Genomic DNA, 25,673 nt, shown 5'->3' with positions numbered 1-25,673 from the left:
CGGCGTTTGCGCGATGGAAGCGGTTCCGGACCCTGCGAAAAGTTAAGTCACAGGCAACGACGGCTATAATCGGGGTTTCTCCGCCTCCCGTCACAGGAACTACATGAGCATCGAACTGCTGGCCGAAACCGCCCAGGCCATGGTCGCCCCGGGCAAGGGCATCATCGCGATCGACGAATCCACCGGTACCATCGCCAAGCGTTTTGCCAGCGTGGGCATCGAAAATACCGAAGAGAACCGTCGCGCCTACCGCGAGATGTTGCTGACCACGCCCAAGCTCAGCGAGCACATTTCCGGCGCGATCCTGTTTGACGAGACCCTGCGCCAGTCGACCAGGGACGGCGTGCCGTTCGCCAAGTACATGGCCGACCACGGCATCATTCCCGGCATCAAGGTCGATACCGGCGCGCATCCGTTGGCCGGCTGCCCGGGCGAGATGGTCACCGAGGGCCTGGACGGCCTGCGTGCCCGGCTGCAGGAGTACTACAAGCTCGGCGCCCGCTTCGCCAAGTGGCGCGCGGTGATCAACATCGGCGAAAGCATTCCGTCGGGCACCTGCATCGAGGTCAACGCGCATGCGCTGGCCCGTTACGCCGCGCTGTGCCAGGAAGCCGGCCTGGTGCCGATGGTCGAGCCGGAAGTGATCATGGACGGTGACCACGACATCGAGACCTGCTACGAAGTCACCGAAGCCACCCTGCGCGCGCTGTTCGATGCGCTGTACCAGCAGAACGTGGTGCTGGAAGGCACGATCCTGAAGGCATCGATGGTCATCTCCGGCAAGGACTGCGAGGAACAGGCCGACGTCGAGGAAGTGGCCGAGTCCACCGTGATGTGCCTGAAGACGGTGGTGCCGGCGATCCTGCCGGGCATCGTGTTCCTGTCCGGCGGCCAGAGCGACGAGCAGTCCACCGCGCACCTCAATGCGATGAACCAGCTGGGCACGCTGCCGTGGCCGCTGAGCTTCTCCTACGGCCGGGCCATGCAGCAGGCCGCGCTGAAGCTGTGGGCCAAGGACCCCAAGGGCAACTACGCCAAGGCGCAGCAGACCGTGTACGAACGTGCCCGGGAAAACGGCCAGGCCGCCCTGGGCAAGTGGGAAGGCTGATCGCCACCCGCACTGCCGCGGCGTGATCCGCTGCGGTCGTTGCTCCCTGCTTGCGGGCAGGGACGCGCCATGCAAACGCCAGCCGCGAGGCTGGCGTTTCTGCTTTCAGCGGGGCGTGATCGCAACGGGCAGCCCGCTTCCAGCCGCCGGGAACGCTCCGGGTTGTACCTTCCCGGATGGGACGGGTGGCGCCAGCGCCTGCTGGCCCGGGCGCCGGGAGTACTGCCGGCCTGCGGGCACACAGGTCGGGACCGGGACGCGGCTTCGCGCGACGCGATCGCCTTTCATGTCCGGCAAAGATCCTGTCATGGATATGGTTGCCTAGGCAGGTATATACTGCCGGTCCTATGCAGAGCAACGACACCACCCCGGGCCTGGGTTACCTGATTGCCGATCTGAGCCGCCTGTACGGGCGGATCTTCGACCGCCGTGCTGCGCCGCTGGGGCTGACCCGTGCGCAATGGCGGGCGCTCAAACGCATCCACATGGCGCCCGGGCTCACCCAGGCCGCGCTGGCCGATGTCATGGACATGGAGCCGATCGCGGTGGGACGGGTGCTGGACCGGCTGCAGAAGGCCGGCTTCATCGAACGCCGCGCCGATCCGCACGATCGCCGCTGCTGGCGCCTGTTCCTGACCGCGCACAGTGATGCCGCGATCAGTGCCATTGAGGTGGTGGCCAGCTCGATGCGCCACGACAGCCTGAAAGACGTCGACCCCGGCGAACTGGCCGTGACGTTGAAGGTGCTGGGCCAGATCCGCGAAACCCTCTCCCAGCTTGACCGCATTGCCCGCGGATAACTCCCACAAGGCTCTCCCGATGACCAGCAAGACCAACCCCTCCGGCGAGGCGGCCCTGTCCGCCGCCGCTGCGCCCCGCCGCCGTGTCCGCGTGTGGATGTGGGCCGTACCCCTGCTGGCGGTCGCCGGCTTCTTCGGCTGGCAATGGCTGCAGTCCACCCACAGCGTCAGTACCGACAACGCCTACATCAAGGCCGGGCGCATCCTGATCGCGCCGCAGGTGGCCGGCCGCGTGGTCGAGGTGGCGGTGGGCCAGAACGAGCCGGTCAAGGCCGGCCAGCTGCTGTTCCGCATCGACACCCGGCCGCTGGAACTGGCCGTGGCCCGCGCCGAGGCGCAGCTGGCCAGCATCGACAACAGTGCCAACGCCAGCCGCGCCGGGGTGAAGTCGACGTCGACCTCGATTGCCGCCGCCCGCGAGACCCTGACCTGGGCGCAGCGCGACCTGGCCCGGATGCAGGAGCTGGCCAGCAGGCAGCTGGTGGCGCACAAGATGCTGGACGACGCGCGCCATGCCGTTGCCGAGGCGCGCAGCACCCTGGCCAATGCCCAGGCGCTGCAGCAGCAGGCTTCGGCCAGCCTCAGCGGCAATGCCGCCACGCCCACCGATGAGCTGCCCGAGTACCGTGCCGCCGTGGCGCAGCTGGAGACGGCGAAGCTGGACCTGGCCCATGCCGAGGTGCGCGCGCCGGTCGATGGCATCGTCGGTACGCATGACCTGCAGGCCGGCGAATACCTCAACCTGGGGCAGACCGCGATGCCGCTGGTGGCGGGCGCGCCGATCTGGGTCGAGGCCAATTTCAAGGAAACCGAGCTGACCCGCCTGCAGGTGGGCCAGCCGGCCACGGTGCGCGTGGATGCCTATCCCAAGCACCAATGGACCGCCCGCGTGGCGTCGATCAGCCCGGCCTCGGGCGGCGAGTTCAGCGTGCTGCCGCCGCAGAACGCGACCGGCAACTGGGTCAAGATCGTGCAGCGCGTGCCGGTCCGGCTTGAAATCGCCGGCGCCGATGTGGCCGACGGCCCGGCGCTGCGGTCGGGCATGAGTGCCGAGGTCGACGTGGAACTGAAAGACATGACGGCCGCCGCGGCCGCCGCCAACTGAGGCCCCCGCATGTCGTCTCCGTCCGCGTTTTCCCGCCTGCCGCGGCGCTATCGGCGGGCGCGGCATGACTGACCAGGTCTCGCCCGCCAACGTCAAGCGCCCGCTGCTGGTGGCCTCGGTGATGCTGGCCACGCTGATGCAGGCGCTGGATACCACCATCGCCAACGTCGCCCTGCCGGACATGCAGGGCTCGCTGTCAGCCACCCAGGACCAGATTTCCTGGGTGCTGACCAGCTATATCGTCGCCGCGGCGATCCTGACTCCGGTCACCGGCTGGCTGGCGGGGCGGCTGGGGCGGCGGCGCCTGCTGATCATCGCCGTGTCCGGCTTCACCGTGGCCTCGCTGCTGTGCGGCATTGCCAGCGGCATCGGCGAGATGGTGCTGTACCGCATCCTGCAGGGCCTGTTCGGGGCCTCGCTGGTGCCGCTGTCGCAGTCGCTGATGCTGGACAGCTTCCCGCGTGAAAAACACGGCGCGGCGATGGCGATGTGGGGCATGGGGATCATGGTCGGGCCGATCCTGGGGCCGCCGCTGGGCGGCTACCTCACCGAGAATTTCAGCTGGCACTGGGTATTCCTGATCAACCTGCCGGTCGGGCTGTTGGCGCTGTTCGGGATCATGGCCAGCGTACCGAGGGAAACCCTGCACAAACGCTCGCTCGACGGCATCGGCCTTGCGCTGCTGGTGATCGGCATCGGCGCGTTGCAGATGTTCCTCGACCGCGGCCAGGGCGAGGACTGGTTTGGCAGCCTGGAAATCCAGATCGAAGCGGTCGCCGCGGTGCTGGCGCTGTATTTCTACGGGCTGTGGTGGTTCCACCGGCGCGAGCGCGCGTTGCTCGATCTGGGCCTGTTCGGCAATGGCAACTTCGCCATCAGCTCGGCCTTGATCCTGGTGGTGGGCGTGGTGCTGTTCGCGACGCTGGCGCTGCTGCCGCCCTATCTGAGCAGCCTGATGAACTACCCGACATTACTGATCGGGCTGGTGTTGGCGCCGCGCGGCGTGGGCACGATGCTCAGCATGATGCTGTCCGGGCGGCTGCTCGGAAAAGTGGACACGCGCTGGCTGCTGCTGACCGGCATGCTGCTGATGGTGTGGTCGCTGCATGGCATGAGCCAGTTCGGCCCGGCGGTGTCGCAGCAGGCGGTAATCTGGCTCGGCTTCATCCAGGGCCTGGGCATGGGCCTGGTATTCGTGCCGATCTCGACCGTGGCCTACGCGACCTTGCCGGCGCACAAGCGCACCGAAGCGGCCGGGTTGTTCAGCCTGGTCCGCAATATCGGCTCATCGGTGGGCATTTCGATCGTGATGACCCTGCTGGCGCGCGCCAGCCAGATCAACCATGCCGAGATCGGCGCGCGGATTCCGGCGTTCGGGGCGGAAACCACCCTGCTGGGCCCGGTGTGGGACACCTCCACGGCCGCTGGCGCGGCGCTGCTCAATGCCGAAGTGACGCGGCAGGCGGTGGCCATCGGCTATGCCAACAACTACTGGCTGATGATGTGGCTGACCCTGGCTGCCACGCCCCTGCTGCTGCTGATGCGCCGGCCGAACGCAGCTGTTTCCGCCGCCGGCGCGGCCGCCAACGCGCACTGAAGCGCAAACGGCCCGCCATGGCGGGCCATTCCAACGGATCAACCGTCAGGTTCAGGGAACGCTGGCGCTGATGAAAGGCGGCGGCAGCCGGGGGGGCGCGCTTGTCGGGCCCGGGTCCGCCGGTTCGCTGTAACCCAGGTGTGCCAGCGCCTGCCGGTAGGCCTGCGCGGTGGCCGCGTTGTAGGCCACCAGGATGATGCGGCGCGGGGCCGGGTGCGACTTCTGCCAGGTCACGGTTTCGGTCGCGGCCACGCGCGCCGCCTGTTGCAGCGGATAGCCGTACACCCCGCAGCTGATCGCCGGGAACGCGATCGAATGCAGCTCCATCTGCGCGGCCAGCCGCAGCGATTGCCAGTAGCAGTTGGCCAGCCGGGCCGGTTCATCGTGCAGGCCATCGCGCCATACCGGGCCGACGGTGTGGAACACGTGGCGCGCGGGCAGATGGTGGCCGCCAGTGGCGCGCACTTCCCCGATCGGACAACGCACGCCCGGGCGCAGCAGCGGAAGCCGCCGGCACTCTTCCAGCAATCCCGGGCCGGCGGCGCGATGGATCACTCCGTCCACGCCGCCGCCACCGAGCAGCGTTTCGTTGGCGGCGTTGACGATGGCGTCCACGGCCAGTTCGGTGATGTCGCCCTGCCAGACCTCGATCTTCATGTGGCTGATCTTGTTGCGCCCCGAATGAGTGAAACGTGATGGCCGCGCCGGTCGGCCGCCCGCCCGCTGACGACGCCCGTTCCAGGCATGCGCAATCTCCCTTGGTTGCGGCGCAGCAGGTGCTGCCAGACCGCAGGAAGGCCGCACGTGGCGGCCTTTCTGGGAAGCCGGGAGAGGGGTCGTGTTACGGCAGGCCGGCCAGCCAGTCGTCATCGGAGCCGTCATTGATGTCGGCGAACAGCGGCGTGGAGAAATAGCGCTCGCCGGTATCGGGCAGCATCGCCAGGATCACCGCGCCGTGCTCGGCCTTGGCAGCCACATCCAGCGCGGTGGCAACGGTGCCGCCGGCGGAAATGCCGACAAACAGCCCCTCCTCGGCGGCCAGCCGGCGCGAGGTCTGGATCGCCCGGTCGTCCTCCACCGTATACAGCTCGTCATAGACAGTGCGGTTGAGCACCTCGGGCAGGAAGTCCGGGGTCCAGCCCTGGATCTTGTGCGGGGTGAATTCCTTGCCGGCCAGCAGCGCGGCGCCCGCCGGCTCGGTGGCGATCACGCGGGTCTCCGGGCGGGCCACCTTGAGCACTTCGCCGACGCCGGTCAGGGTGCCGCCGGTGCCCCAGCCGCTGACAAACGCATCCAGCCGCCGCCCGGCAAAATCGCTGAGGATCTCGGCGGCGGTGGTCTGGCGGTGATAGGCCGGGTTGGCCGGGTTGGTGAACTGGCTGGCAAGGAACCAGCCGTGCTGGTCGGCCAGTTCCTTGGCCTTGCGCACCATGCCGGTACCGCGTTCGGCGGCCGGGGTCAGGATTACTTTGGCGCCATAGGCGCGCATCAGTTTGCGCCGTTCCACCGAGAACGATTCGGCCATCGTGGCCACGAACTTGTAGCCGCGCGCGGCGGCGACCATCGCCAGCGCCACCCCGGTATTGCCGGAGGTGGCCTCGACGATGGTGTCCCCGGGTTTGAGCAGGCCCGCCTTCTCGGCGTCGAGGACGATCGCCAGCGCCAGGCGGTCCTTGACCGAGCCGCCGGGATTGAACGACTCGACCTTGACATAGATCTCCACGCCGGCCGGGGGCAGGCGGTGGAGCTTCACCACCGGGGTTCTGCCGATGGTGTCGAGGATGGAGTTGTAGATGGCCATGGGGTTCTCCGGAGGTGCGGTTACGCGGCGTCAGCCAGTGTGGCCGCTGCGGTCTTTGTGGAAAGTGAGGAAATCGGGGCGGCGACCGTGAGCGCGGCGGCACCGAACAGTGCGGCTCGCGGGGCAGCGCGGCCACGTCTGCCGGGATCAGCAGCGCGGGGGATTGCACCTGATCTGGTCGGCGGTATCGGCCAAGGGGCCGGTGATGATGCGCTGGTCCGGGCGCGCGCCGTTTTCCACCAGCGCGCAGCAGCGCCTCGACCTTGCGTCCGGTCACCGCACCGGCCGCCCAGCACCGCTACGGCGCGGCCGTGCAGGTCGGCGAAGAGCGGGTACAGGGGGGCGTTCACAGGAAGGGCGGGCGCAGTGGGCAAGGAGCGGATGACCGTAGCGGCGCGCGGCCCGCGCCGGAAATGACCGGACGCACCGGGCTGATAACTTCCGGTTATCAGTTCACGGTGGCATTTGTTCTACAGTCGAGCTTCTTTCCCGTGCCGGCGCTTTTCCGTTTCGATGACGCTGACCCAACTCCGCTATCTGGTGGCCATTGCCGACGCCGAGCTCAACATCACCCTGGCCGCGAGCCGGGTGCATGCCACCCAGCCGGGGCTGTCCAAACAGCTCAAGCAGCTGGAGGACGAACTGGGCTTCCTGCTGTTCGTGCGCAAGGGCCGCAGCCTGGAGTCGGTGACCCCGGCCGGGAGCGAGGTGATCAGGCGGGCGCGGGCGGTGCTGGCCGAGGCCGGCAACATCCGCGCCTATGCCGCCAACCAGCGTCGCGAAAGCCAGGGCCAGCTGGTCCTGACCACCACCCATACCCAGTCGCGCTTCGTGCTGCCACCGGCCCTGGCGCGGATCAAGCTGGCCTATCCGCAGGTCAGCCTGCATCTGCAGCAGGCCGGTGAAAGCGATGCGCTGGACCTGCTCAGCCAGGGCGATGCCGACATTGCCGTGGTCAGCACCGCCGGCAGCGAACCGGCCACCGGGATCGCGGTGCCGCTGTACCGCTGGCAGCGGCTGGTGCTGGTGCCCAGGGGCCATGCGCTGGACCGTGCCGGGCGCACCCCGGACATGGCTGCGCTGGCGCAGCAGCCGCTGATCAGCTACGAATCCTCCACCCGCGCCAGCTCCTCGCTGCAACGCGCGTTTGCCGCGCAGGGGCTGGCCCCGCAGATCGCGCTGACCGCGCTGGATGCCGACCTGATCAAGACCTATGTGCGCGCCGGGCTGGGCGTGGGGCTGCTGGCGGAAATGGCGTTCAGCGGCGATGACGCCGATCTGCGCGCCTGGCCGGCTCCGGCGGCGATCCCCGAGTGCATCGCCTGGGCGGTGCTGCCACGCGACCGGGTGCTGCGCGACTACGCGCTGGAGCTGGTGCATGCGCTGGCGCCGCAGATCGACCCGCGCGACCTGCGCCGCGTGCTCGAAGGCAACCAGCCGCCGGACTGGCCGCCGCCGCCCAGCTGGGAATCGCTGACCGGGACCCTGACGGCATGACCCAGGCGCCGCCTGCGACGCTTGGTCGCAGGGCCGGGCCGGTGCCGCGCCGCCCGTTTAAACTGTCGCGGTGAACCGACGTCGTCGCCCGTTTGCCGTCCTGCTGCAGCTCGCCTTCATCGCGACGCTGCTGATGGCATTGGCGCCACTGGTCAGCCGCTGGCAGCAGGCCCACGCCGACGCGCCGGTCCCGTTGCTGTCGATGACGATGCATGGTGCCTCCCACCCGATGCAGGCCGCCCCCGTCGCGGCGTTGTCGGCCCACGTGCCGCAAGCCGGCCACCGCGCCGATCACCCCGCCATGGCGGGGCACGCCCAGCACCCCGCAGCCCTCGCCACGTCAGCTGAAACCGCGCCCGCGGCGATGCCGGCGGACGGACACGCCGGCCATGGCGACGCCTGCGAATACTGCATGATGGCGTCGCGGTTGATGCCATGGCTGGCCGTCGCCGTGCTGCTGCTGGCATTGCTGCCGGTGATCCGCCCCATCGTGGTATTTGCCACGATCGCGCCACGCACGCTGCATTGGCCCGCCCGCAGCGCCCGCGGCCCGCCCGTCCACTGCTGATACCCACACCGCCTTCCTCCTGCTGCGCGACGCCGTGATGGCGCCGCGCGCCCGTGTGTTCTCTGGAGTTCCACATGACTGTTTCTTCCCGCAGCGCGGGCGCACTGACGCGCCTGTCTGTTTCCCTGTCCCTGGCAGTGGCCGCGCTGCCGTTGCCGGCGGCCGCAAGCGAATCACCCCGTACCCTGGACACGCTGGTGGTCACCGCCAGCGCGCCGTCTTCGCCGCTGTACTGGATCACCGATCCGCGCCTGCCGCGGCAGCCGGTGCCGGCCAGCGACGGCGCCGACTACCTCAAGACCGTCCCGGGGTTTTCCACCCTCCGCAACGGCGGCACCAATGGCGATCCGGTGCTGCGCGGCATGTTCGGCTCGCGCCTGAACGTACTCAGCAACGATGGCAACCTGATCGGGGCCTGCCCTTCGCGGATGGACAATCCGCTGTCCTATATCGCGCCGGAAACCTACGACCGGCTGATCATCATCAAGGGGCCGCAGAGTGTGCGCTGGGGGGCCGGGGCTTCGGCGGGCACGGTGCGGTTCGAGCGCGATACCCCGCGGTTCGATGCGCCCGGCATCGACCTCAACGCCAGCGCGCTGGCAGGTTCGCGCAACCGCAACGACCAGATGCTCGACCTCACCGTCGGCGCCGCACAGGGCTACGTGCGGATCAATGGCAACCGCTCCGAATCGGACGATTACACCGATGGCAACGGCAGGCTGGTGCCGTCGAAGTGGCGCAAGTGGAACAGCGATGCCGCCGTCGGCTGGACGCCGGATGCCGACACCGTACTGGAGCTGTCGGCCGGGACCGGCGATGCGATTGCCCGCTATGCCGGCCGCGGCATGGACGGCGCCGCGTTCAAGCGCACCAGCTACGCGGCGCGGTTCGAAAAGGACAACCTGCCCGGGGCGTGGGACACGTTGCAGGCCAACGTCTATTACAACGATGCCGACCACCTGATGGACAACTACACCCTGCGCACGCCCAACCCGCACAGCAGCATGCCGATGCCGATGGCCGCCAACGTCGACCGCCGTACCAGCGGCGGCCGCGTCGCTTCGGAATGGCGCTGGCAGAACGTCGCCGTCGTGGCCGGGGTCGACCGCCAGGACAGCCGCCACCGCAGCCGCAGTGGAATGGGCCGCAACACCTACCGGCAGCAGCCGTGGCGCGCCGATGCCCGCTTCGAGAACCGCGGTGCGTTCACCGAGGTCACCCTGGGCGAGGGCGGCGCCCAGCGCTGGATCGGCGGCCTGCGCGTGGACCGCGCCAAGGTGGAGGACCGGCGCGCCACCACCGGCATGATGAACATGCCCAATCCCAGCGCCGGGCAGGTGCGCCGGGAAAACCTCGGCAGCGGCTTCCTGCGGGTCGAGCGTGACTTCGCCCCGGCCCTGACCGGCTATGCCGGCATCGGCCGCAGCGAACGCATGCCCGACTACTGGGAACTGTTCTCGCCGGACATGGGGCCGATGGGCGCGGTCAACGCCTTTGCCGGTGTGCGTCCGGAAAAGACCACCCAGCTCGATCTGGGCCTGCAGTACCGCAGCGAGGGTCTGGATGCATGGGTCTCGGCCTACGCCGGCCGCCTGCAGGACTACATCCTGTTCGATTACCACTCCGGCGGGATGATGGGCAGCATGACCCGGGCCGCCAATGTGGATGCGCGCATTGCCGGCGCCGAGGCCGGCGCGGACCTGCGCCTGGCCGCGCACTGGAAGCTGGGCGGCACCTTGGCCTACGCGTGGGGCGAAAACCGCAGCGACGGCCGCGCGCTGCCGCAGATGCCGCCGCTGGAGGCGCGCGTGAATGCCGGCTACGAGGGCGAGCGCTGGTCGGCCGGCGCATTGCTGCGCGCGGTCACCCGTCAGGACCGGGTGGCTCCGGGGCAGGGCAACGTGGTGGCCCGGGATCTGGGGCAGAGCGCCGGCTTTGCGACACTGGCGCTCAACGCCCGCTACCGCATCAGCGACGCGCTGCGGCTCAGTGCCGGCATCGACAACCTGTTCGACCGCGCCTATGCCGAGCACCTGAACCTGGCCGGCAGCGCCGATTTCGGCTTCCCGGCCGATCCGGTGCGGATCAACGAGCCCGGCCGCAACGTGTGGCTGAAACTGGACTACCGCTACTGAGCCCCTCGCCGCCACCGGGCGTTCCGGTGGCGGCGATCCGGCGCGGCGGGCATGCTGCGCACGGCCGCTGGAGTGCCGGCCGCAGGAGAGAACATGGAGTACTTCGCAATCGCCTACCGCAGTACCGCGGTGAACGGGCTCACCCCGGCCGCGCTGGATCACCTGCTGGTGGACTCCCGCGCGCACAACCGGATGGCGGGTGTTACCGGGGTGCTGCTGTATGACGGGCAACATTTCCTGCAGTACCTGGAAGGCACGTCCGCCGGCGTGCGGCGGATCTACGAGCGCATCGTCGCTTCGCGTCACCACGTGGAACTGCAGCTGTTGCAGCACGGTCCGGCGGCGCGGCGGTTTTTCCCGCAGTGGTACATGGGCTGCCATGAAACCGGCGGCAGCGTGCTGCAGAAGCTGAGCAGCCAGCAATGGCGGCACGAAGCGGCGCACCTGCGCGACGAGGCCGGCGCATCGGCCGGTCTGCGCCAGCTGCTGGCGTTCTGGGAACGGCAGGACCCCCATCCGCGGGCATGAGCCGGTTCAGATGTACTCGTGGATGCCGCACTCGCGCTTGAGGCCGGGGCAGCGCGTGTCCGCCTCGCGCATGCCCGGCACCCAGCGCCGGGTGCGGTGGAAATCGCCGATCGACACATGCCCCTGTTCCGACAGCGGGTAACGCAGGGCGTGCTGCTGCAGGGACTGCCAGATCTGGCGGTCCTTCCAGTGGCTGCTACTCTCCCCTGACCTGCCGGCCCCGGGTTGCCTTCCTTTCGATGACCGCTACCGCCCCGTTGTCCCATCTGGACCGCCTCGAAGCGGAAAGCATCCATATCCTGCGCGAGGTGGCGGCCGCGTTCGCCAACCCGGTGCTGCTGTATTCGGTGGGCAAGGACAGTTCGGTGCTGCTGCACCTGTTGCTGAAGGCGTTCGCCCCGGGCACACCACCGATCCCGCTGCTGCATGTGGATACGCGCTGGAAGTTCCGCGAGATGATCGCCTTCCGCGACCGCCGCATCGCCGAGACCGGCACCGAGCTGCGGGTGCACATCAATCCCGATGGCATTGCCCAGAACATCGGCCCGGTGTCGCACGGTGCCAGCGTGCATACCGATGTGATGAAGACCCAGGGCCTGAAGCAGGCGCTGGACAAGTGGAAGTTCGACGCGGCCATCGGCGGTGCGCGCCGCGACGAGGAAAAGTCGCGGGCCAAGGAGCGGGTGTTCTCGTTCCGCAACGACCGTCACCGCTGGAACCCGAAGAACCAGCGCCCGGAGCTGTGGAACCTGTACAACGCGCGCATCCACAGTGGTGAGAGCGTGCGTGTGTTCCCGCTGTCGAACTGGACCGAGCTGGATATCTGGCTCTACATCTACCGAGAGAAGATCCCGGTGGTGCCGCTGTATCTGGCGGCCGAGCGGCCGGTGGTCGAGCGCGACGGCAGCCTGATCATGGTCGATGACGAGCGCCTGCCGTTGCGGCCGGGCGAGGTGCCGCAGCTGCGCAAGGTGCGTTTCCGCACGCTGGGCTGCTACCCGCTGACCGGCGCGATCGAGTCCGAAGCCGACACGCTGGAGAAAATCATCGCCGAGATGCTGGTGGCCACCACCTCCGAACGGCAGGGCCGGCTGATCGACCACGACCAGTGCGCCTCGATGGAGAAGAAGAAGCTGGAGGGTTATTTCTGATGGACGTCGCAACCACTTCCACCGATATCTCCAGCTACCTGCAACAGCACGAATCCAAGCCGCTGCTGCGTTTCATCACCTGCGGCAGCGTCGATGACGGCAAGAGCACGCTGATCGGCCGCCTGCTGTACGAGAGCAAGCGCCTGTTCGACGACCAGCTGGCCGCGCTGGAGGCCGACAGCCGCCGCCACGGCACCCAGGGCGAGCGCATCGACTACGCGCTGCTGCTCGATGGCCTGGCCGCCGAGCGCGAGCAGGGCATCACCATCGATGTGGCCTACCGCTATTTCGATACCGACCGCCGCAAATACATCGTCGCCGACTGCCCCGGCCACGAGCAGTACACCCGCAACATGGCCACCGGCGCCTCCACTGCCGATGTGGCGGTGGTGCTGGTGGATGCGCGCAAGGGCCTGCTGCCGCAGACCCGCCGCCACAGCTACATCATTTCGCTGCTGGGCATCGGCCAGGTGGTGCTGGCGGTGAACAAGATGGATCTGGTCGATTACGACCCGGCGGTGTTCGCGCAGATCCTGGCCGACTACCAGGCGCTGGCCGCACAGCTGGGGATCGCCCATGTGCAGGCCATCCCGCTGTCGGCGCTGGAAGGGCAGAACCTGTCCAGCCGTTCGGAGCTGATGCCGTGGTATGACGGCCCGAGCCTGCTCGAGCATCTGGATACGGTGCGGATCGACGGACACGACGCGGCCAGCGGGCTGCGCCTGCCGGTGCAGTGGGTCAACCGGCCCAACCAGGATTTCCGTGGCTTTGCCGGCACCATTGCCGCCGGCCAGGTCCGCGCCGGGGATGCGGTGGTGGTGCTGCCCTCGGCGCGCCGTACCACGGTCAAGCAGGTGCTCGGGGTCAATGGCGAGGTGGCGGTGGCCAGCGCCGGACAGGCGGTGACGCTGACCCTGACCGACGAGATCGACGTCAGCCGCGGTGATGTGATCGCCGCCGCCGGTGATCCGCCGGAAGTGGCCGACCAGTTCGCCGCGCATGTGCTGTGGATGGACGATGCCGCGCTGCTGCCCGGGCGCCCGTACTGGCTGCAGATCGGCAGCCGCACCGTGGCCGCCAGCATCAGCGAGATCAAACACCGCGTGGATGTGAACACGCAGGAGAAACTGGCCGCCAAGCGGCTGGAGCTCAACGAGGTCGGCTACTGCAACCTGTCGCTGGACGAGCCGGTGGCCTTCGCCGCCTACGCGCAGAACCGCGCGCTGGGGGCGTTCATCCTGATCGACCGGCAGACCAATGCCACCGTCGCCGCGGGCACACTGGACTTCGCGCTGCGCCGCGCCGGCAACGTGCACTGGCAGCACCTGGATGTGGACAAGGCCGCCCGTGCCCGCATCAAGGGCCAGCAGCCCAGGGTGCTGTGGTTCACCGGCCTGTCCGGGGCCGGCAAGTCGACGATTGCCAACCAGGTCGAAAAACGCCTGCACGCGCGCGGCTGCCACACCTTCCTGCTCGATGGCGACAACGTGCGCCACGGCCTGAACCGCGACCTGGGCTTCACCGACGAGGACCGGGTGGAGAACATCCGCCGCGTGGCCGAAGTGGCGCGGCTGATGGCCGATGCCGGGCTGATCGTGCTGGTGAGCTTCATCTCGCCGTTCCGCGCCGAGCGGCAGATGGCGCGCGAGCGCTTCGCCGAGGGCGAATTCATCGAGGTGTTTGTCGATGTGCCGCTGGCCGTGGCCGAGGCCCGCGACGTCAAGGGCCTGTACCGCAAGGCCCGCGCCGGGCAGATTCCCAATTTCACCGGGATCGATTCGCCCTATGAGCCGCCGCAGGCGCCGGAACTGCACCTGCGGGCCGACCGCGAACCGGTCGACGCGATGGTGGCGCAGGTCCTGCAGGCACTGGGCCATCGCTAGGCTCCCGCGCGCCCCACCAATGGCACATACACCGTGCGGCGGCGGCCGCTATGCTGCGGGGTCGTAAACGATCGGGGTTTGTGCATGTTGGGACGTTTTGCCGCCACCCTCGCCGGTGGCATGGCCTTGGCACTGGTATTGGCGGCGTGCAGCCGCAGCGGAACGGGCGAGGCGCGCCCGCAGGCGCAGCCTGTTCCGGTGACCACCCGGACGGTACAGCCGGCGGCCTGGAGCGATACGTTGCAATCCATCGGCACCGCCAAAGCGCGCGAGTCGGTGAGCGTCACTGCCAAGCTCAGCGAGATCATCGCCCAGGTGCATTTCGAAAGCGGCCAGGAAGTGGCCGCCGGTGCGCCGCTGGTCACCCTGCGCGGCGATGCCCAGCAGGCGGCGCTGGCGCAGGCCCAGGCCACCTTTGCCGAGGCCGACCAGCTGTATCGCCGCCAGCGTGAACTGGCCGCCCAGCAACTGGTGGCCAGTTCCACCCTGGATACCCAGAAAGCGATCCGCGATGCGGCGCAGGCGCGGGTGCGCGAGATGCAGTCCGATATCGGTGATCGCCATGTGCGGGCGCCGTTTGCCGGCGTGCTCGGCATCCGCCAGGTCAGCCCCGGCGCGCTGCTGACGCCGTCCACCACCATCGCCACGCTCGACGACATCGCCCGCATGTATGTCGACTTCCAGCTGCCCGAAGCCGAACTGGCCTCGCTCAAACCCGGCGACAAGGTCACCGGCAGCAGCATCGCCTGGCCGGGCCGCGAATTTGCCGGCCGGGTCAGCACGATCGATGCGCGGGTCGATCCGGCCAGCCGCGCGGTCATGGTGCGCGCCGACTTCGCCAACGATGATCGCGCGCTGCGCCCGGGGATGCTGGTGGACGTGCACGTCTATCGCCCCGAGCGGCAGGCGCTGGTGATCCCGGAAATCGCAGTGATCCAGGTCGGGCGCGATTCGTTCGTGTTCCGGGTCAAGGCCGATGACACGGTGGAGCGGGTCGATGTGAAAACCGGCGACCGGCGTGCCGGCGTGGTCGAGATCCGCGAGGGGCTGCAGGCTGGCGACCGCATCGTGGTCGATGGCACCGGCAAGCTGCGTCCGGGACTGAAGATCCGCGCCGATGCCGGCAAGCCGGCCAGCGGCGGGACCAACGCCGGATGAAACTGTCCGATATTTCGATCAAGCGCCCGGTCTTCGCCGCGGTGATGAGCCTGCTGTTGCTGGCACTGGGGTTCATGTCGTTCAACCGGTTGACGCTGCGCGAGTTGCCGGCGATCGATCCGCCGATCGTGTCGGTGTCGGTGGATTACGCCGGGGCCTCGGCCGCGGTGATTGAAAGCCGCGTCACCCAGGTGCTGGAAGATGCGCTGGCCGGTATCGAGGGCATCGAAACCATCAATGCGCGCAGCTCCAACGGACGCGCCTCGGTCAGCATCGAGTTCACCGCCCAGCGCGATATCGAGGCGGCCGCCAACGACGTGCGCGATGCCGTCAGCCGGGTGGCCGACCGCATGCCCGACGAGGCACGGCCGCCGGAAATCGCCAAGGTCGAAAGCGATGCCGACCCGATCATCTGGTTCAACATGAGCTCCTCGGCCATGAACGAGCTGGAGCTGAGCGACTACGCCGACCGGTATGTGGCCGACCGCTTCTCCAGCATCGACGGCGTGGCGCAGGTGCGCATGGGCGGGCGCCAGCGCTATGCGATGCGGATCTGGCTGGACCGCGACCAGATGGCTGCGCGCGGGCTGACCGTGGCTGACGTCGAATCGGCGCTGCGCAGCGAGAACGTGGAATTGCCGGCCGGGCGGATTGAATCGGCCGACCGCGACTTCACCTTGCGGGTCGAGCGCGGCTATGTGAAGCCGGCGGATTTCGCCGCGATTCCGCTGAGCCGGGGTGCCGACGGCTACGTGGTGCGGCTGGGCGATGTGGCCAAGGTCGAACTGGCCTCGGCCGAGCGCCGCGCCTACTACCGCAGCAATGGCGAGCCGGGTATCGGCATGGGCATCGTCAAGACCTCCACCGCCAACAGCCTGGACGTGGCCAAGGCCGCACGCGCCGAGGCCTTGCGGATTGGCGACACGCTGCCCGAAGGCACCCGCATCTTCGTCGCCTTCGACAACACCACCTTCATTTCCGCCGCGGTCGAGCGTGTCTACCACACGCTGGTCGAGGCGATGGTGCTGGTGCTGATCGTGATCTGGCTGTTCCTGGGCAGTTTCCGCACCGCGCTGATTCCGGCGGTCACCGTGCCGGTATGCCTGGTGGCCTCGTTCATCGCCCTGTACGCGTTCGGTTTCTCGATCAACCTGCTGACCCTGCTCGCCCTGGTGCTGTGTATCGGCCTGGTGGTGGATGACGCCATCGTGGTGGTGGAGAACGTGCAGCGCCGGGTCGACCTGGGCGAACCGCCGCTGGTGGCGGCGCGTCGCGGCACCGCGCAGGTGGCGTTCGCGGTGATCGCCACCACCGCGGTGCTGGTGGCGGTGTTCCTGCCGGTCGGGTTCCTCGAGGGCAATACCGGGCGGCTGTTCCGCGAACTGGCGGTGGCGCTGGCCGGAGCGGTGGCGATCTCGGCGTTCGTGGCGCTGACGCTGACGCCGATGATGGCCTCCAAGCTGATCCGGCCGCATTCGGCGCAGGGCTCGGGCCGCCTCAACAACTGGATCAACCGCCAGCTCAACCGGCTCGCCGCGGCCTACGGCCGGGTGCTGGACCGCCATGTCGGCGCCACCTGGAAGTTCGGCGTGGTGATGGTCGCCGCGCTGGGCGCCAGCTGGCTGCTGTTCAACGCGCTGCCGTCGGAGCTGGCGCCCGCCGAGGACCGCGGCTCGTTCCAGATCGTCATCGACGGCCCGGAAGGCGCCGGGTTCGACTACACCGTCGGCCAGGTGCAGCAGGCCGAGGCGATCGTGGCGCCGTTCGTCGGCGGCGACAAGCCGATCGCGCGGGCCAATCCGCGCGTGCCGGGGGGCTGGGGCAACAGCGAGGAAATGCACACCGGGCGCATCAGCGTGTTCCTGCAGGACTGGCAGAACCGTGACGTTGCCACCGGCGAGGTGGCCGCCAGGTTGCAGGGCGAGCTGTCCGCGTTGAAGGGCGTGCGGGCACGTACCCAGGTCGGTGGCGGACTGGTGCGCAGCTTCGGCCAGCCGTTCCAGATCGTGCTGGGCGGCCCGGAATATGCCGAGATCGCGCAGTGGCGTGACCGCCTGCTGGCGCGCATCGAGGACAACCCCGGGCTGGTCGGTGCCGATTCGGACTACAAGGAAACCCGGCCGCAGATGCGGGTCAATATCGACCGCCAGCGCGCCGCGGATCTGGGCGTGTCGGTGACCGAGATCGGCCGCGCGCTGGAAACCATGATGGGCTCGCGCCGCGTCACCACCTTCGTCGACAACGGCGAGGAGTACGACGTGATGGTGCAAGCCAACCGCGATGGCCGCGCCTCGCCGGCCGATCTGGCAGCGATCCGCGTGCGCGCGCGCTCGGGCGAGCTGGTGCCGCTGTCCAACCTGGTCACGCTCAGCGAAGTGGCCGAGGCCGGCAGCCTGAACCGCTTCAACCGGCTGCGTTCGATCACCATCAGTGCCGGGCTGGCGCCGGGCTACACGCTGGGCGAGGCGATCCACTGGGTCGAGCAGGTGGCCCGCGAGGAACTGCCCGATTACGCGCAGATCGACTGGAAGGGCGAGTCGCGCGAGTACCAGCGGGCCGGCGGCGCGGTGCTGTTGACCTTCGCGATGGCGCTGCTGGTGGTGTACCTGGTGCTGGCTGCGCAGTTCGAGAGTTTCATCCATCCGCTGGTGATCATGCTCACCGTGCCGCTGGGGGTGTTCGGCGCGCTGCTGGGACTGTATGTCAGTGGCGGCACGTTGAACCTGTTCAGCCAGATCGGCATCGTCATGCTGGTCGGACTGGCGGCCAAGAACGGCATCCTGATTGTCGAGTTCGCCAACCAGTTGCGCGATGCAGGCCGCAGCGTGCACCAGGCCATTGTCGAGGCGGCCGCGGTGCGCCTGCGCCCGATCCTGATGACCTCCATTGCCACCGTGGTCGGCGCCATTCCGCTGGTGGTGGCCGGTGGCCCCGGCTCGGCCAGCCGCGGCACGATCGGCATCGTGGTGATCTTCGGAGTCACCCTCTCCACCTTGCTGTCGCTGTTCGTGGTGCCGGCGTTCTACGCGTTGCTGGCGCCGTATACCAAGTCGCCCGAATCGGTGGCCAACGAGCTCGACGCATTGGAACGGCAGACCCCGTCGGTCGGTGGCCATGCCTGAGCCGCCGGTGCGCATCGACGGGGAAGGTTTTGTCCTGCGCCCCTGGTGCATGACGGACCTGCAGGCGCTGGTGCACCACGCCGATGACGAGGCGGTCTCGCGCGGGTTGCGCGACCGCTTTCCGTTTCCCTACACCCGGGCCGACGGCGAGGCGTTCCTGTCCGGGCGCATCCTGCCGCTGGACGGGCCCACCCTGGCCATCGAGATCGATGGCCAGGCGTGTGGCGGCATCGGCGCCACGCTGGGCAGCGGCGAGCGGGCGCACAGCGCCGAGCTCGGCTACTGGCTGGGGCGCGGCTACTGGAACCGCGGCTGGATGCAGCGGGTAACCGCCGCCTACGTGCCATGGCTGCTGCACCGCTACCGCCTGTCGCGGCTGCACGCGCAGGTACTGGATGTCAACCATGCCTCGGCACGGGTGCTGCAGCGGGCCGGGTTTGTCGAGGAAGGCCTCGCCCGTGGCGCGGTGATCAAGCGCGGCGTTGTGCATGACCTGCGCTGCTTCGCGCTGGTGCGGCCATGGCCCGCCGGATGACTGGCGCCCGTCGCGCCATGTAATAGTGGAAAAATCGCCGAGTCCCGGTGTCCGGGGCTTTCTACCTTCAGCCGTCCGGGGAACGTGTGTGGAATCCATCGTCGAATACATCAACAGCATCATCTGGAGCAACGCCCTGATCTTCATGTGCCTGGGCGCCGGCTTGTGGTTCACCGTGCGCACGCGTTTCATGCAGCTGCGCGGGTTCAGCGAAATGGTGCGGCTGACCGTGACCGGGCAGAAGTCCGACGCCGGCGTGTCGTCATTCCAGGCGCTGGCGCTGTCCATGGCCGGGCGCATGGGCATCGGCAACATCGCCGGGGTCGCCACCGCCATCGCCTACGGTGGCCCGGGCGCGATTTTCTGGATGTGGGTGATGGGCTTTCTCGGCGCCTCCACCTCGTATGTCGAATCGACCCTGGCGCAGATCTACAAGGTCAAGGATGCCGAAGGCCGCTACCGCGGTGGTCCGGCCTATTACATCGAAAAGGCGATGGGGCTGAAGTGGTATGCGCTGGCCTTTGCCGTGGCCACCATCATCGCCGCCGGGTTCCTGCTGCCGGGCGTGCAGGCCAACGCCATCGCCGACAGCGCGGTCAACGTGCTGTGCAACGGGGCAACGGCCTGCGCCGCGGTGGGCGGGGCGGCCAGCCTCAAGCTGTGGATCGGCATCGCGGTTGCCGCGCTGCTGGGCGTGATCATCTTTGGCGGCGTCAAGCGCATCGCCACCTTCGCCGAAGTCGTGGTGCCGTTCATGGCACTGGCCTTCATCCTGATGGCGGTGGTGGTGATGATGCTCAATGCCGGCAAGGTGCCGGCGATGTTCGCCGACATCTTCGCCAGCGCCTTCGGCGCGCATGCCGCGTTCGGCGGGATCATCGGCCAGGCGATCGCCTGGGGCGTCAAGCGTGGCATCTATGCCAACGAAGCCGGGCAGGGCACCGGCCCGCACGCCGCGGCCGCCGCCGAGGTCTCGCACCCGGCCAAGCAGGGCTACGTGCAGGCGTTCGCGATCTATTTCGACACCATGCTGGTATGCACCTCGACCGCCTTCCTGGTGTTGTCCACCGGCATGTACAACGTGTTCCGCGTGGTCAAGGACGGCGGCAAGGAAACCCTGGAAGCGGTATTCACCGGCGTTCCGGGCGTACTGCCGTCGGAAGGGGCGCTGTTCACCCAGGCGGCGGTGGAGTCGGTGATGCCGGGCTGGGGCGCCGGATTCGTGGCGCTGGCGCTGTTCTTCTTCGCCTTCACCACGATCATGGCCTATTACTACATGGCCGAAACCAACCTGACCTACATCGCCGGCAGCAACCGTACCCATCCGCTGGCGACGCTGACGCTGCGCCTGGGGATCATGGGCATGGTGGTGTTCGGCGCCTTCCACAATGCGAAAATGGCATGGGCGCTGGGCGATATCGGCGTCGGCCTGATGGCTTGGCTGAACGTGATCGCGATCTTCGTCCTGCAGAAGCCGGCGATGATCGCGTTGCGCGATTACGAGCGGCAGAAGAAGCTGGGGCAGGACCCCACGTTCGACCCCGATGCGCTGGGCATCAAAAACGCCGATTTCTGGCGCACCCGCAAGCTGGAGCAAGCCCGTAGTGAGTAATCCCTGGAACAATCTCCGGCCGTCCTCACGGCCGCCCCGCGCCACCCCGCTGCCGGCCGCGCGTGCGCGCGACAGTGGCGGCGGTCCGCCAATCCGTGGCGCCGACGAGCTGCGCCTGTACGGGGTCAACGCGGTGCAGGCGATGTTTGCCCGGCGCCCGCAGGCGCTGCGCAAGCTGTACCTGGAAGAGGCGATGATTCCGCGCCTGCAGCCGATGCTGAAATGGTGCGTGGCCAATCGCGTCGGCTATCGCGTGGTGGGCGACGGCGACCTCAACAAGCTCGCCGCCACCACCCACCACGAAGGCGTGGTGGCCGATGTGGTGCGTGCCGAGCCACTGCCGCTGGCGACCTGGCTGGCCGCGTTGCCGGAAGGCCCGGTGCTGGCCCTGTGGCTGGACGGGGTCGGCAATCCGCACAATTTCGGCGCGATCCTGCGTTCGGCGGCTCATTTCGGCGTGGCCGGGCTGTTGCTGCCAGCCGAGTCGACGCTGGCGCTGTCCGGCGCCGCGGCGCGGGTCGCCGAAGGCGGCGCCGAGGCGGTGCCGCTGGTGCGCCTGCCGGCGCTGCCACAGGCCATGGCGCAGTTGCACGATGCCGGTTTCGGCCTGGCCGCGACCCTGGTGGAGGATGGCGACGACCTGTTCACCGCCCCGCTGCCGGCGCGCACCGTCTATGTGATGGGCGCCGAAAGCGCAGGCATGGACCGCGACTTCGCGCAGGGTTGTGATCTGCGGCTGTCGATTCCCGGCAGCGGCGCCGTGGAAAGCCTCAACGTGGCCGCCGCCACGGCGGTGTTCCTGGCCAGCTGGTGCAGCCGGCAGAGCAGGCGTTGATCACGTGGACCGGATGAACAGAAAAGGCGCCTTTGGCGCCTTTTCTGTTTCTGTGGCCGACTACCACCATCGAGCAAGAAACGCCTGGTTTGGTTCCTTCTCCTGTACACGGGAGAAGGTGCCCGAAGGGCGGATGAGGGGCGCGGTTGAGTTTGTCTGGATGACCCTGGCGTCTACTTTTCTGTTTCGGTGGCCGACTACCCACCATCGAGCAAGAAACGCCTGGTTTGGTTCCTTCTCCGGTACACGGGAGAAGGTGCCCGAAGGGCGGATGAGGGGCGCTTTTGAGTTTGTCTGGATGAGCCTGGCTTCTACTTTTATGTTTCGGTGGCCGACTACCCACCATCGAGCACGAAACGCCTGGTTTGGTTCCTTCTCCTGTACACGGGAGAAGGTGCCCGAAGGGCGGATGAGGGGTGCTGTTGAGTTTGTCTGGATGAACCTGGCGTCTACTTCGGCTCCTGCGGCTTATCCATTTGACCTGATTTCGATGCCCCCAACCCCTCTCCTGCGCGCGGGGGAGGGGCTCAAGTGGTGCCTCTGCGAAGGAGGGCGCGGAAGAGGCAAAAGGAAAGGCGCCTTGCGGCACCTTTCCCTGCATCACTCAATGCAGCAGCTTGCAGCCCTCATTCCTTTGGCGGCACCACGTCCCTGGCTGCGCTGCCGAATCCGCCCTCGGCTTCGGCGGCCAGATAGGCGAACACGGTGTATGCGGCCACGTTCTGCGCCAGCGCCTTGGGATCGATCTTGTCCAGGGTGTCATCGGCGGTGTGGTGCAGGTCGAAATAGTCGCTGCCATCCTGTGCCAGCCACGCCCAGGCGCCGCCCTTGGCCGCCAGCGGTCCCACGTCCGGGCCGGGGCCACCCTGGTCGGGGGTGTATCGGATGCCCAGCGGCGCCAGCACCGCGGCGATCTGCGCGGTGGCCTGGCGGGAATCCTGCGGGTTCGGCGAGCCGGTGTTGAAGGCGTAGATGCGGCCGGCGCCGAAGTCGCTTTCCGCGGAAATCTGGTGCAGCAGCACGTCCTTGCCATGCGCTTGTGCGTAGGCCTTGCCGCCGTACAGGCCCTGTTCCTCGTTGGCGAAGGCGATCACCCGGATGCTGCGCTTGGGCGCCTGCTTGAGCTGGCCGATCAGGTGGCCGGCGGCCATGGTGATGCCCACGCCGGCGCCATCATCGATCGCACCGGTGCCCAGATCCCAGGAATCCAGATGCCCACCGATGACCACCACTTCCTGCGGCAGGCTGCGACCGGTGATTTCGCCGATCACGTTGTGCGAGGTATAGCTGCCATCCCAGCCGCAATCCAGTGCGATGCGGATGCGGGTGGTACCACGCGCCACCAGCCGGGCCAGCTGGTTGGCGTCGGGCACCGACAGCGCCGCCGACGGCACCGGCGTGAGGCCTTCATCGAAGCGGGTGATACCGGTGTGCGGCACCCGATGCGAGTCGGTACCGGCCGAGCGCATGATGAAACCGATCGCGCCCTTGCGGATCGCCTCCGACGGACCCTTGCCACGCACCGCGCTGCCGTTGCCGTAATCGCGGCCATCGCGGGCGGCGGTCATCTGGTAGTCGACAAAGGCGATTTTCCCGGCCAGCGACCCGGCCGGTGCGGCCTGCAGCGCGGCCAGATCGGCAAACCGCACGACTTCCGCTTCCGCCGTGCCGCCGGGGCTGCCGCCGAGCGCGGTGACGGTCAGCGGCTGCGCATGCGCGCCCACTACCTGCGCCTGCTCGCTGCGACGTTCCCACTTGGGAAAGCTCACCGGTTCGGTCCATACCCGGTCAAATCCCAGCGCCTTGAACTTGGCCTTGGCCCATTCCACGGCGCGCGCATCGGCCTCGCTGCCGGCCAGGCGCGGCCCGATTTCAGTGGTCAGCGATTCCACCACCTGCCAGCCGGTGGTGTCGGCCAGCGCCTGTTCGCGCAGTTGCGCGGCGGTGGCCAGAGCTTTGTCGGGGATGCGGGTGGGGGCGGCATACGCGTTCGAGCAGGCGAGCGCGGCGGCGATGACAAGGGCAAGACGGCGCATGGCGGGGTTCCAAAAACAGGAAAGCCGCGAGCTTAGCAGCGCGCGGCTTTGGTCCCCCCGTGCTGGAGGTCACCCGCCTCATCCCTTCGCTTTGCGGGGAGGATGGCTTCTGTAGCGCGGGGCAGCGCCCGGCGGGGGCTTGCCGGTAATGCCACAGCGGGGCGCTGCACCGCTCTACCGTTTCAGGTTGTCGCGGATCTCGCGCAGCAGCAGCACTTCCTCGCTCGGTGGCGGTACCGCGGCCGGCTCCGGCGCCTTCTTGCGCGAGAGCTTGTTGATCATCTTGATCACCATGAAGATGGCGAAGGCCACGATCAGGAACTGGATGATCGTGTTGATGAAATCGCCGTAGCCGATCACCACGGCCGGAATTTCCTTGCCATCCGCGCCCATCCGGGCTGGCGCCAGGGTCCACGCCAGTGCGGAAAAATCGATGCCGCCAATCAGCCAGCCGATCGGCGGCATGATCACCTTCTCCACCAGTGATGTGACGATCTTGCCGAACGCGGCGCCGATCACCACGCCGACCGCCAGGTCGATGACGTTGCCGCGCATGGCGAATTCCTTGAACTCGCTGAGCATTCCCATATCGGTTTCCTTTTTCTGCGAGAGGTCAACGTGGGCAGCCTACTCCATCGCCTTTCAGCCGGCGATGCGGCCGTGGCGTTCGGCCACATTTTCCAGCCGTGCACTGAAACGGTCGCCCGGCAGCAGCGCCGCCACGCCGGCCGGGGTGCCCATGAACACCAGGTCGCCGGCGCGCAGTGCGAACAGTTTGGACAGTTCGTGCAGGATCTCCGGCACGTTCCAGATCATCTGCTGCAGCAGCGCCTGCTGGCGCACTTCGCCATTGACCTCCAGCGACAGGTTCAAGGCCGCCAGGTCGCCGACTTCGGCGGCGGGAACCAGCCCGCTCACCGGCGCGGAATGGTCGAAGCCCTTGGCGATATCCCACGGCCCGCCCTTGGCCTTGGCCGCGGCCTGCAGGTCACGCCGGGTCAGGTCCAGGCCCACGCCATAGCCCAGCACCAGATCGCCGGCCTGTTCCAGCGGCAAGACGCCGGCCGGCGCGTCGCGGCCGATGGCGACCACCAGCTCCACCTCGTGGTGCAGATCGGCGGTGGCGAGCGGGTAGGGGATGGCGTCATCGTGGCCGACCACAATGGCATCGGCCGGCTTCATGAAAAACATCGGCTGGCCGCGCTCGGCGGCCGAGGTCGGGGCGCTGGCGCCCATTTCGCGCGCGTGGTCGGCAAAGTTGCGACCCACGCAGTAGATGCGGCGCACCGGGAAGGTGCCGCCACCGGCCACCGGTATCCGCGGTTGCGGCGCGGGGGGAATCAGATCGGTCATGTTCGCGTCCTCGGGATCGACGCGAAAGTCTAGCGGATCGCGACCGGCGCTCAGCGCGCCAGGGGCAGTGCGGACTTGCGCACGACGTGGTATTCGGCGTCCACCACATTGCCGGCCGCGGCGCGCGCGCGGCGTACCTTGCGCGCGGCAAACAGGTTCCAGCCAAGCCCGACCAGGATCATCGCCGTGCCGACAAACACCCCCACAAACACCATCAGCGCCAGGATCGCCAGGCCCAGCAACCCCAGTGCCACCCGCACCAGCGGGTTGCGCGGCTTGCGTGGCTCGAACAGGGTGCGGAAAGCGTCGAATTGGAAATAACGGGTCTGCATGGTGCTGATGACTGTTGCCAGTGAGGCGCCAGTATCGACGGGGAGCCCCGGGCGGGAGTGAATTAATTGTTAAATTGCGGGCGATTCCCTTGTTTTACAGGGGCTTGGATTCACCTTCGGGATGGGGTTGGGACCTGCGTGGCACAATGGCGGCCTTGCTGCTTCCGTTGTTGGCTGATCCCATGTCCCGATCCGATTCCGCGCCGGCCGAGCTGGCCCAGCTCGCCACCCTTCCCGACCAGGGCTTTGCCGAAGTGGCGGCGGCCGTGGCGGGTGATTCCGAATCCCTGGTGCTGTACCGCGACGGGAACCAGGTCCGCGCGTGGCTCAACGTCTGTCCGCATGCCGGGCGGCGACTGGACTGGGCGCCGGGCCAGTTCCTCAAAAGCAAGGAAGGCCATCTGGTGTGCGCGGCCCATGGCGCCAGTTTCGATACCGGCAGTGGCGAGTGCGTCGCCGGGCCGTGCCGCGGCGACAGGCTGCGTGCCGTGGCCGTGACCGTGCGCGACGGCCGCGT

Annotated in this window: 21 protein-coding genes and 2 pseudogenes; 16 read left to right on the top strand and 7 right to left on the bottom strand. The window is 68.2% G+C overall.

Going from position 1 to position 25,673, the window contains the following annotated elements:
• Positions 1 to 103: 103 nt before the first annotated feature.
• From QZH66_RS11940 to QZH66_RS11925, 4 genes are all read left to right on the top strand, one after another.
• Positions 104 to 1,108 carry a class I fructose-bisphosphate aldolase gene (locus QZH66_RS11940; protein ID WP_305806165.1) on the top strand — a complete coding sequence of 335 codons (1,005 nt, stop codon included), beginning with the start codon at positions 104 to 106 and terminating at the stop codon, positions 1,106 to 1,108.
• A 347-nt stretch (positions 1,109 to 1,455) separates the two neighbouring features.
• Positions 1,456 to 1,908 (top strand): MarR family transcriptional regulator, encoded by a 453-nt coding sequence (locus QZH66_RS11935; RefSeq protein WP_305806164.1) that lies wholly within the window; start codon positions 1,456 to 1,458, stop codon positions 1,906 to 1,908.
• 19 nt (positions 1,909 to 1,927) lie between these two features.
• Positions 1,928 to 3,013, top strand: a complete 1,086-nt coding sequence (locus QZH66_RS11930; protein WP_305806163.1) for an HlyD family secretion protein — start codon at positions 1,928 to 1,930, stop codon at positions 3,011 to 3,013.
• 64 nt (positions 3,014 to 3,077) lie between these two features.
• Positions 3,078 to 4,610 (top strand): DHA2 family efflux MFS transporter permease subunit, encoded by a 1,533-nt coding sequence (locus tag QZH66_RS11925; protein WP_305806162.1) that lies wholly within the window; start codon positions 3,078 to 3,080, stop codon positions 4,608 to 4,610.
• Between the two features lie 51 nt (positions 4,611 to 4,661).
• Here the strand turns inward: QZH66_RS11925 and QZH66_RS11920 are convergent, their stop codons facing one another.
• Positions 4,662 to 5,267, bottom strand: a complete 606-nt coding sequence (locus tag QZH66_RS11920) for an O-acetyl-ADP-ribose deacetylase (RefSeq protein WP_305806161.1) — start codon at positions 5,265 to 5,267, stop codon at positions 4,662 to 4,664.
• Between the two features lie 184 nt (positions 5,268 to 5,451).
• Entirely contained in the window at positions 5,452 to 6,411 is a 960-nt protein-coding gene (gene cysK, locus QZH66_RS11915; RefSeq protein ID WP_305806160.1) for a cysteine synthase A, read from the bottom strand.
• Positions 6,412 to 6,924: 513 nt separating this feature from the next.
• On the opposite strand from cysK, the gene QZH66_RS11910 reads away from it, so the two are divergent.
• The 4 genes from QZH66_RS11910 to QZH66_RS11895 all read left to right on the top strand — a co-directional run bounded on the left by QZH66_RS11910 (position 6,925) and on the right by QZH66_RS11895 (position 11,139).
• Complete coding sequence (locus tag QZH66_RS11910; protein ID WP_305806159.1) at positions 6,925 to 7,908, top strand: LysR family transcriptional regulator; 984 nt, start codon at positions 6,925 to 6,927, stop codon at positions 7,906 to 7,908.
• A gap of 70 nt (positions 7,909 to 7,978) precedes the next feature.
• Positions 7,979 to 8,476 carry a hypothetical protein gene (locus QZH66_RS11905; protein WP_305806158.1) on the top strand — a complete coding sequence of 166 codons (498 nt, stop codon included), beginning with the start codon at positions 7,979 to 7,981 and terminating at the stop codon, positions 8,474 to 8,476.
• Between the two features lie 74 nt (positions 8,477 to 8,550).
• Positions 8,551 to 10,611 (top strand): TonB-dependent copper receptor, encoded by a 2,061-nt coding sequence (locus tag QZH66_RS11900; RefSeq protein WP_305806156.1) that lies wholly within the window; start codon positions 8,551 to 8,553, stop codon positions 10,609 to 10,611.
• Positions 10,612 to 10,704: 93 nt separating this feature from the next.
• The gene (locus tag QZH66_RS11895) at positions 10,705 to 11,139 is read left to right on the top strand and encodes a BLUF domain-containing protein (RefSeq protein WP_305806155.1); all 435 of its coding nucleotides are present in this window, start codon (positions 10,705 to 10,707) and stop codon (positions 11,137 to 11,139) included.
• 6 nt (positions 11,140 to 11,145) lie between these two features.
• Here the strand turns inward: QZH66_RS11895 and QZH66_RS11890 are convergent.
• Positions 11,146 to 11,334 (bottom strand): annotated as a pseudogene (locus tag QZH66_RS11890) (phosphoadenosine phosphosulfate reductase family protein); the annotation flags it as partial.
• 44 nt (positions 11,335 to 11,378) lie between these two features.
• Between QZH66_RS11890 and cysD the strand changes: the two are divergent.
• The 7 genes and pseudogenes from cysD to QZH66_RS11855 all read left to right on the top strand — a co-directional run bounded on the left by cysD (position 11,379) and on the right by QZH66_RS11855 (position 21,435).
• Positions 11,379 to 12,290 carry a sulfate adenylyltransferase subunit CysD gene (gene cysD / locus QZH66_RS11885; protein WP_305806154.1) on the top strand — a complete coding sequence of 304 codons (912 nt, stop codon included), beginning with the start codon at positions 11,379 to 11,381 and terminating at the stop codon, positions 12,288 to 12,290.
• Positions 12,290 to 14,152, top strand: a pseudogene (cysN, locus tag QZH66_RS11880) (sulfate adenylyltransferase subunit CysN); the annotation flags it as partial. The gene cysD and the pseudogene cysN, both read left to right, overlap by 1 nt.
• Positions 14,153 to 14,257: 105 nt before the next feature.
• A complete protein-coding gene (locus QZH66_RS11875; protein ID WP_305806152.1) occupies positions 14,258 to 15,331 on the top strand; it encodes an efflux RND transporter periplasmic adaptor subunit in 1,074 nt (357 codons plus the stop codon).
• Positions 15,328 to 18,453 carry an efflux RND transporter permease subunit gene (locus QZH66_RS11870; protein ID WP_305806151.1) on the top strand — a complete coding sequence of 1,042 codons (3,126 nt, stop codon included), beginning with the start codon at positions 15,328 to 15,330 and terminating at the stop codon, positions 18,451 to 18,453. The genes QZH66_RS11875 and QZH66_RS11870 overlap by 4 nt, the downstream gene beginning before the upstream one ends.
• A complete protein-coding gene (locus QZH66_RS11865; protein ID WP_305806150.1) occupies positions 18,446 to 18,988 on the top strand; it encodes a GNAT family protein in 543 nt (180 codons plus the stop codon). The genes QZH66_RS11870 and QZH66_RS11865 overlap by 8 nt, the downstream gene beginning before the upstream one ends.
• Positions 18,989 to 19,076: 88 nt before the next feature.
• On the top strand, positions 19,077 to 20,600 hold the full coding sequence (locus tag QZH66_RS11860; RefSeq protein ID WP_305806149.1) for an alanine/glycine:cation symporter family protein: 1,524 nt from the start codon (positions 19,077 to 19,079) through the stop codon (positions 20,598 to 20,600).
• A gap of 49 nt (positions 20,601 to 20,649) precedes the next feature.
• On the top strand, positions 20,650 to 21,435 hold the full coding sequence (locus tag QZH66_RS11855; RefSeq protein WP_305806171.1) for a TrmH family RNA methyltransferase: 786 nt from the start codon (positions 20,650 to 20,652) through the stop codon (positions 21,433 to 21,435).
• A gap of 626 nt (positions 21,436 to 22,061) precedes the next feature.
• Here the strand turns inward: QZH66_RS11855 and QZH66_RS11850 are convergent.
• The 4 genes from QZH66_RS11850 to QZH66_RS11835 all read right to left on the bottom strand — a co-directional run bounded on the left by QZH66_RS11850 (position 22,062) and on the right by QZH66_RS11835 (position 25,156).
• Complete coding sequence (locus QZH66_RS11850; RefSeq protein ID WP_305806148.1) at positions 22,062 to 23,471, bottom strand: M28 family peptidase; 1,410 nt, start codon at positions 23,469 to 23,471, stop codon at positions 22,062 to 22,064.
• 174 nt (positions 23,472 to 23,645) lie between these two features.
• On the bottom strand, positions 23,646 to 24,059 hold the full coding sequence (mscL, locus tag QZH66_RS11845) for a large-conductance mechanosensitive channel protein MscL (protein WP_305806147.1): 414 nt from the start codon (positions 24,057 to 24,059) through the stop codon (positions 23,646 to 23,648).
• Between the two features lie 54 nt (positions 24,060 to 24,113).
• Positions 24,114 to 24,824, bottom strand: a complete 711-nt coding sequence (locus QZH66_RS11840; protein ID WP_305806146.1) for a fumarylacetoacetate hydrolase family protein — start codon at positions 24,822 to 24,824, stop codon at positions 24,114 to 24,116.
• Between the two features lie 50 nt (positions 24,825 to 24,874).
• The gene (locus tag QZH66_RS11835) at positions 24,875 to 25,156 is read right to left on the bottom strand and encodes a hypothetical protein (protein ID WP_305806145.1); all 282 of its coding nucleotides are present in this window, start codon (positions 25,154 to 25,156) and stop codon (positions 24,875 to 24,877) included.
• A 182-nt stretch (positions 25,157 to 25,338) separates the two neighbouring features.
• Here QZH66_RS11835 and QZH66_RS11830 point away from each other — a divergent pair.
• Positions 25,339 to 25,673: Rieske (2Fe-2S) protein (locus tag QZH66_RS11830; protein ID WP_305806144.1), on the top strand; the 335-nt coding region annotated here is incomplete at its 3' end.

This window comes from Stenotrophomonas sp. YIM B06876 (assembly GCF_030711595.1).
Classification (GTDB): Bacteria; Pseudomonadota; Gammaproteobacteria; order Xanthomonadales; family Xanthomonadaceae; genus Stenotrophomonas.
This window is presented reverse-complemented; position numbering and strand designations above follow the sequence as displayed.

Bases quoted from the DNA above. Each gene is read 5' to 3' on its own strand.
- QZH66_RS11940 (WP_305806165.1), top strand. From the start codon at position 104: ATGAGCATCGAACTGCTGGCCGAAACCGCCCAGGCCATGGTCGCCCCG.
- QZH66_RS11935 (WP_305806164.1), top strand. From the start codon at position 1,456: ATGCAGAGCAACGACACCACCCCGGGCCTGGGTTACCTGATTGCCGAT.
- QZH66_RS11930 (WP_305806163.1), top strand. From the start codon at position 1,928: ATGACCAGCAAGACCAACCCCTCCGGCGAGGCGGCCCTGTCCGCCGCC.
- QZH66_RS11925 (WP_305806162.1), top strand. From the start codon at position 3,078: ATGACTGACCAGGTCTCGCCCGCCAACGTCAAGCGCCCGCTGCTGGTG.
- QZH66_RS11920 (WP_305806161.1), bottom strand. From the start codon at position 5,267: ATGAAGATCGAGGTCTGGCAGGGCGACATCACCGAACTGGCCGTGGAC.
- cysK (WP_305806160.1), bottom strand. From the start codon at position 6,411: ATGGCCATCTACAACTCCATCCTCGACACCATCGGCAGAACCCCGGTG.
- QZH66_RS11910 (WP_305806159.1), top strand. From the start codon at position 6,925: ATGACGCTGACCCAACTCCGCTATCTGGTGGCCATTGCCGACGCCGAG.
- QZH66_RS11900 (WP_305806156.1), top strand. From the start codon at position 8,551: ATGACTGTTTCTTCCCGCAGCGCGGGCGCACTGACGCGCCTGTCTGTT.
- QZH66_RS11895 (WP_305806155.1), top strand. From the start codon at position 10,705: ATGGAGTACTTCGCAATCGCCTACCGCAGTACCGCGGTGAACGGGCTC.
- cysD (WP_305806154.1), top strand. From the start codon at position 11,379: ATGACCGCTACCGCCCCGTTGTCCCATCTGGACCGCCTCGAAGCGGAA.
- QZH66_RS11875 (WP_305806152.1), top strand. From the start codon at position 14,258: ATGTTGGGACGTTTTGCCGCCACCCTCGCCGGTGGCATGGCCTTGGCA.
- QZH66_RS11870 (WP_305806151.1), top strand. From the start codon at position 15,328: ATGAAACTGTCCGATATTTCGATCAAGCGCCCGGTCTTCGCCGCGGTG.
- QZH66_RS11865 (WP_305806150.1), top strand. From the start codon at position 18,446: ATGCCTGAGCCGCCGGTGCGCATCGACGGGGAAGGTTTTGTCCTGCGC.
- QZH66_RS11850 (WP_305806148.1), bottom strand. From the start codon at position 23,471: ATGCGCCGTCTTGCCCTTGTCATCGCCGCCGCGCTCGCCTGCTCGAAC.
- mscL (WP_305806147.1), bottom strand. From the start codon at position 24,059: ATGGGAATGCTCAGCGAGTTCAAGGAATTCGCCATGCGCGGCAACGTC.
- QZH66_RS11840 (WP_305806146.1), bottom strand. From the start codon at position 24,824: ATGACCGATCTGATTCCCCCCGCGCCGCAACCGCGGATACCGGTGGCC.
- QZH66_RS11835 (WP_305806145.1), bottom strand. From the start codon at position 25,156: ATGCAGACCCGTTATTTCCAATTCGACGCTTTCCGCACCCTGTTCGAG.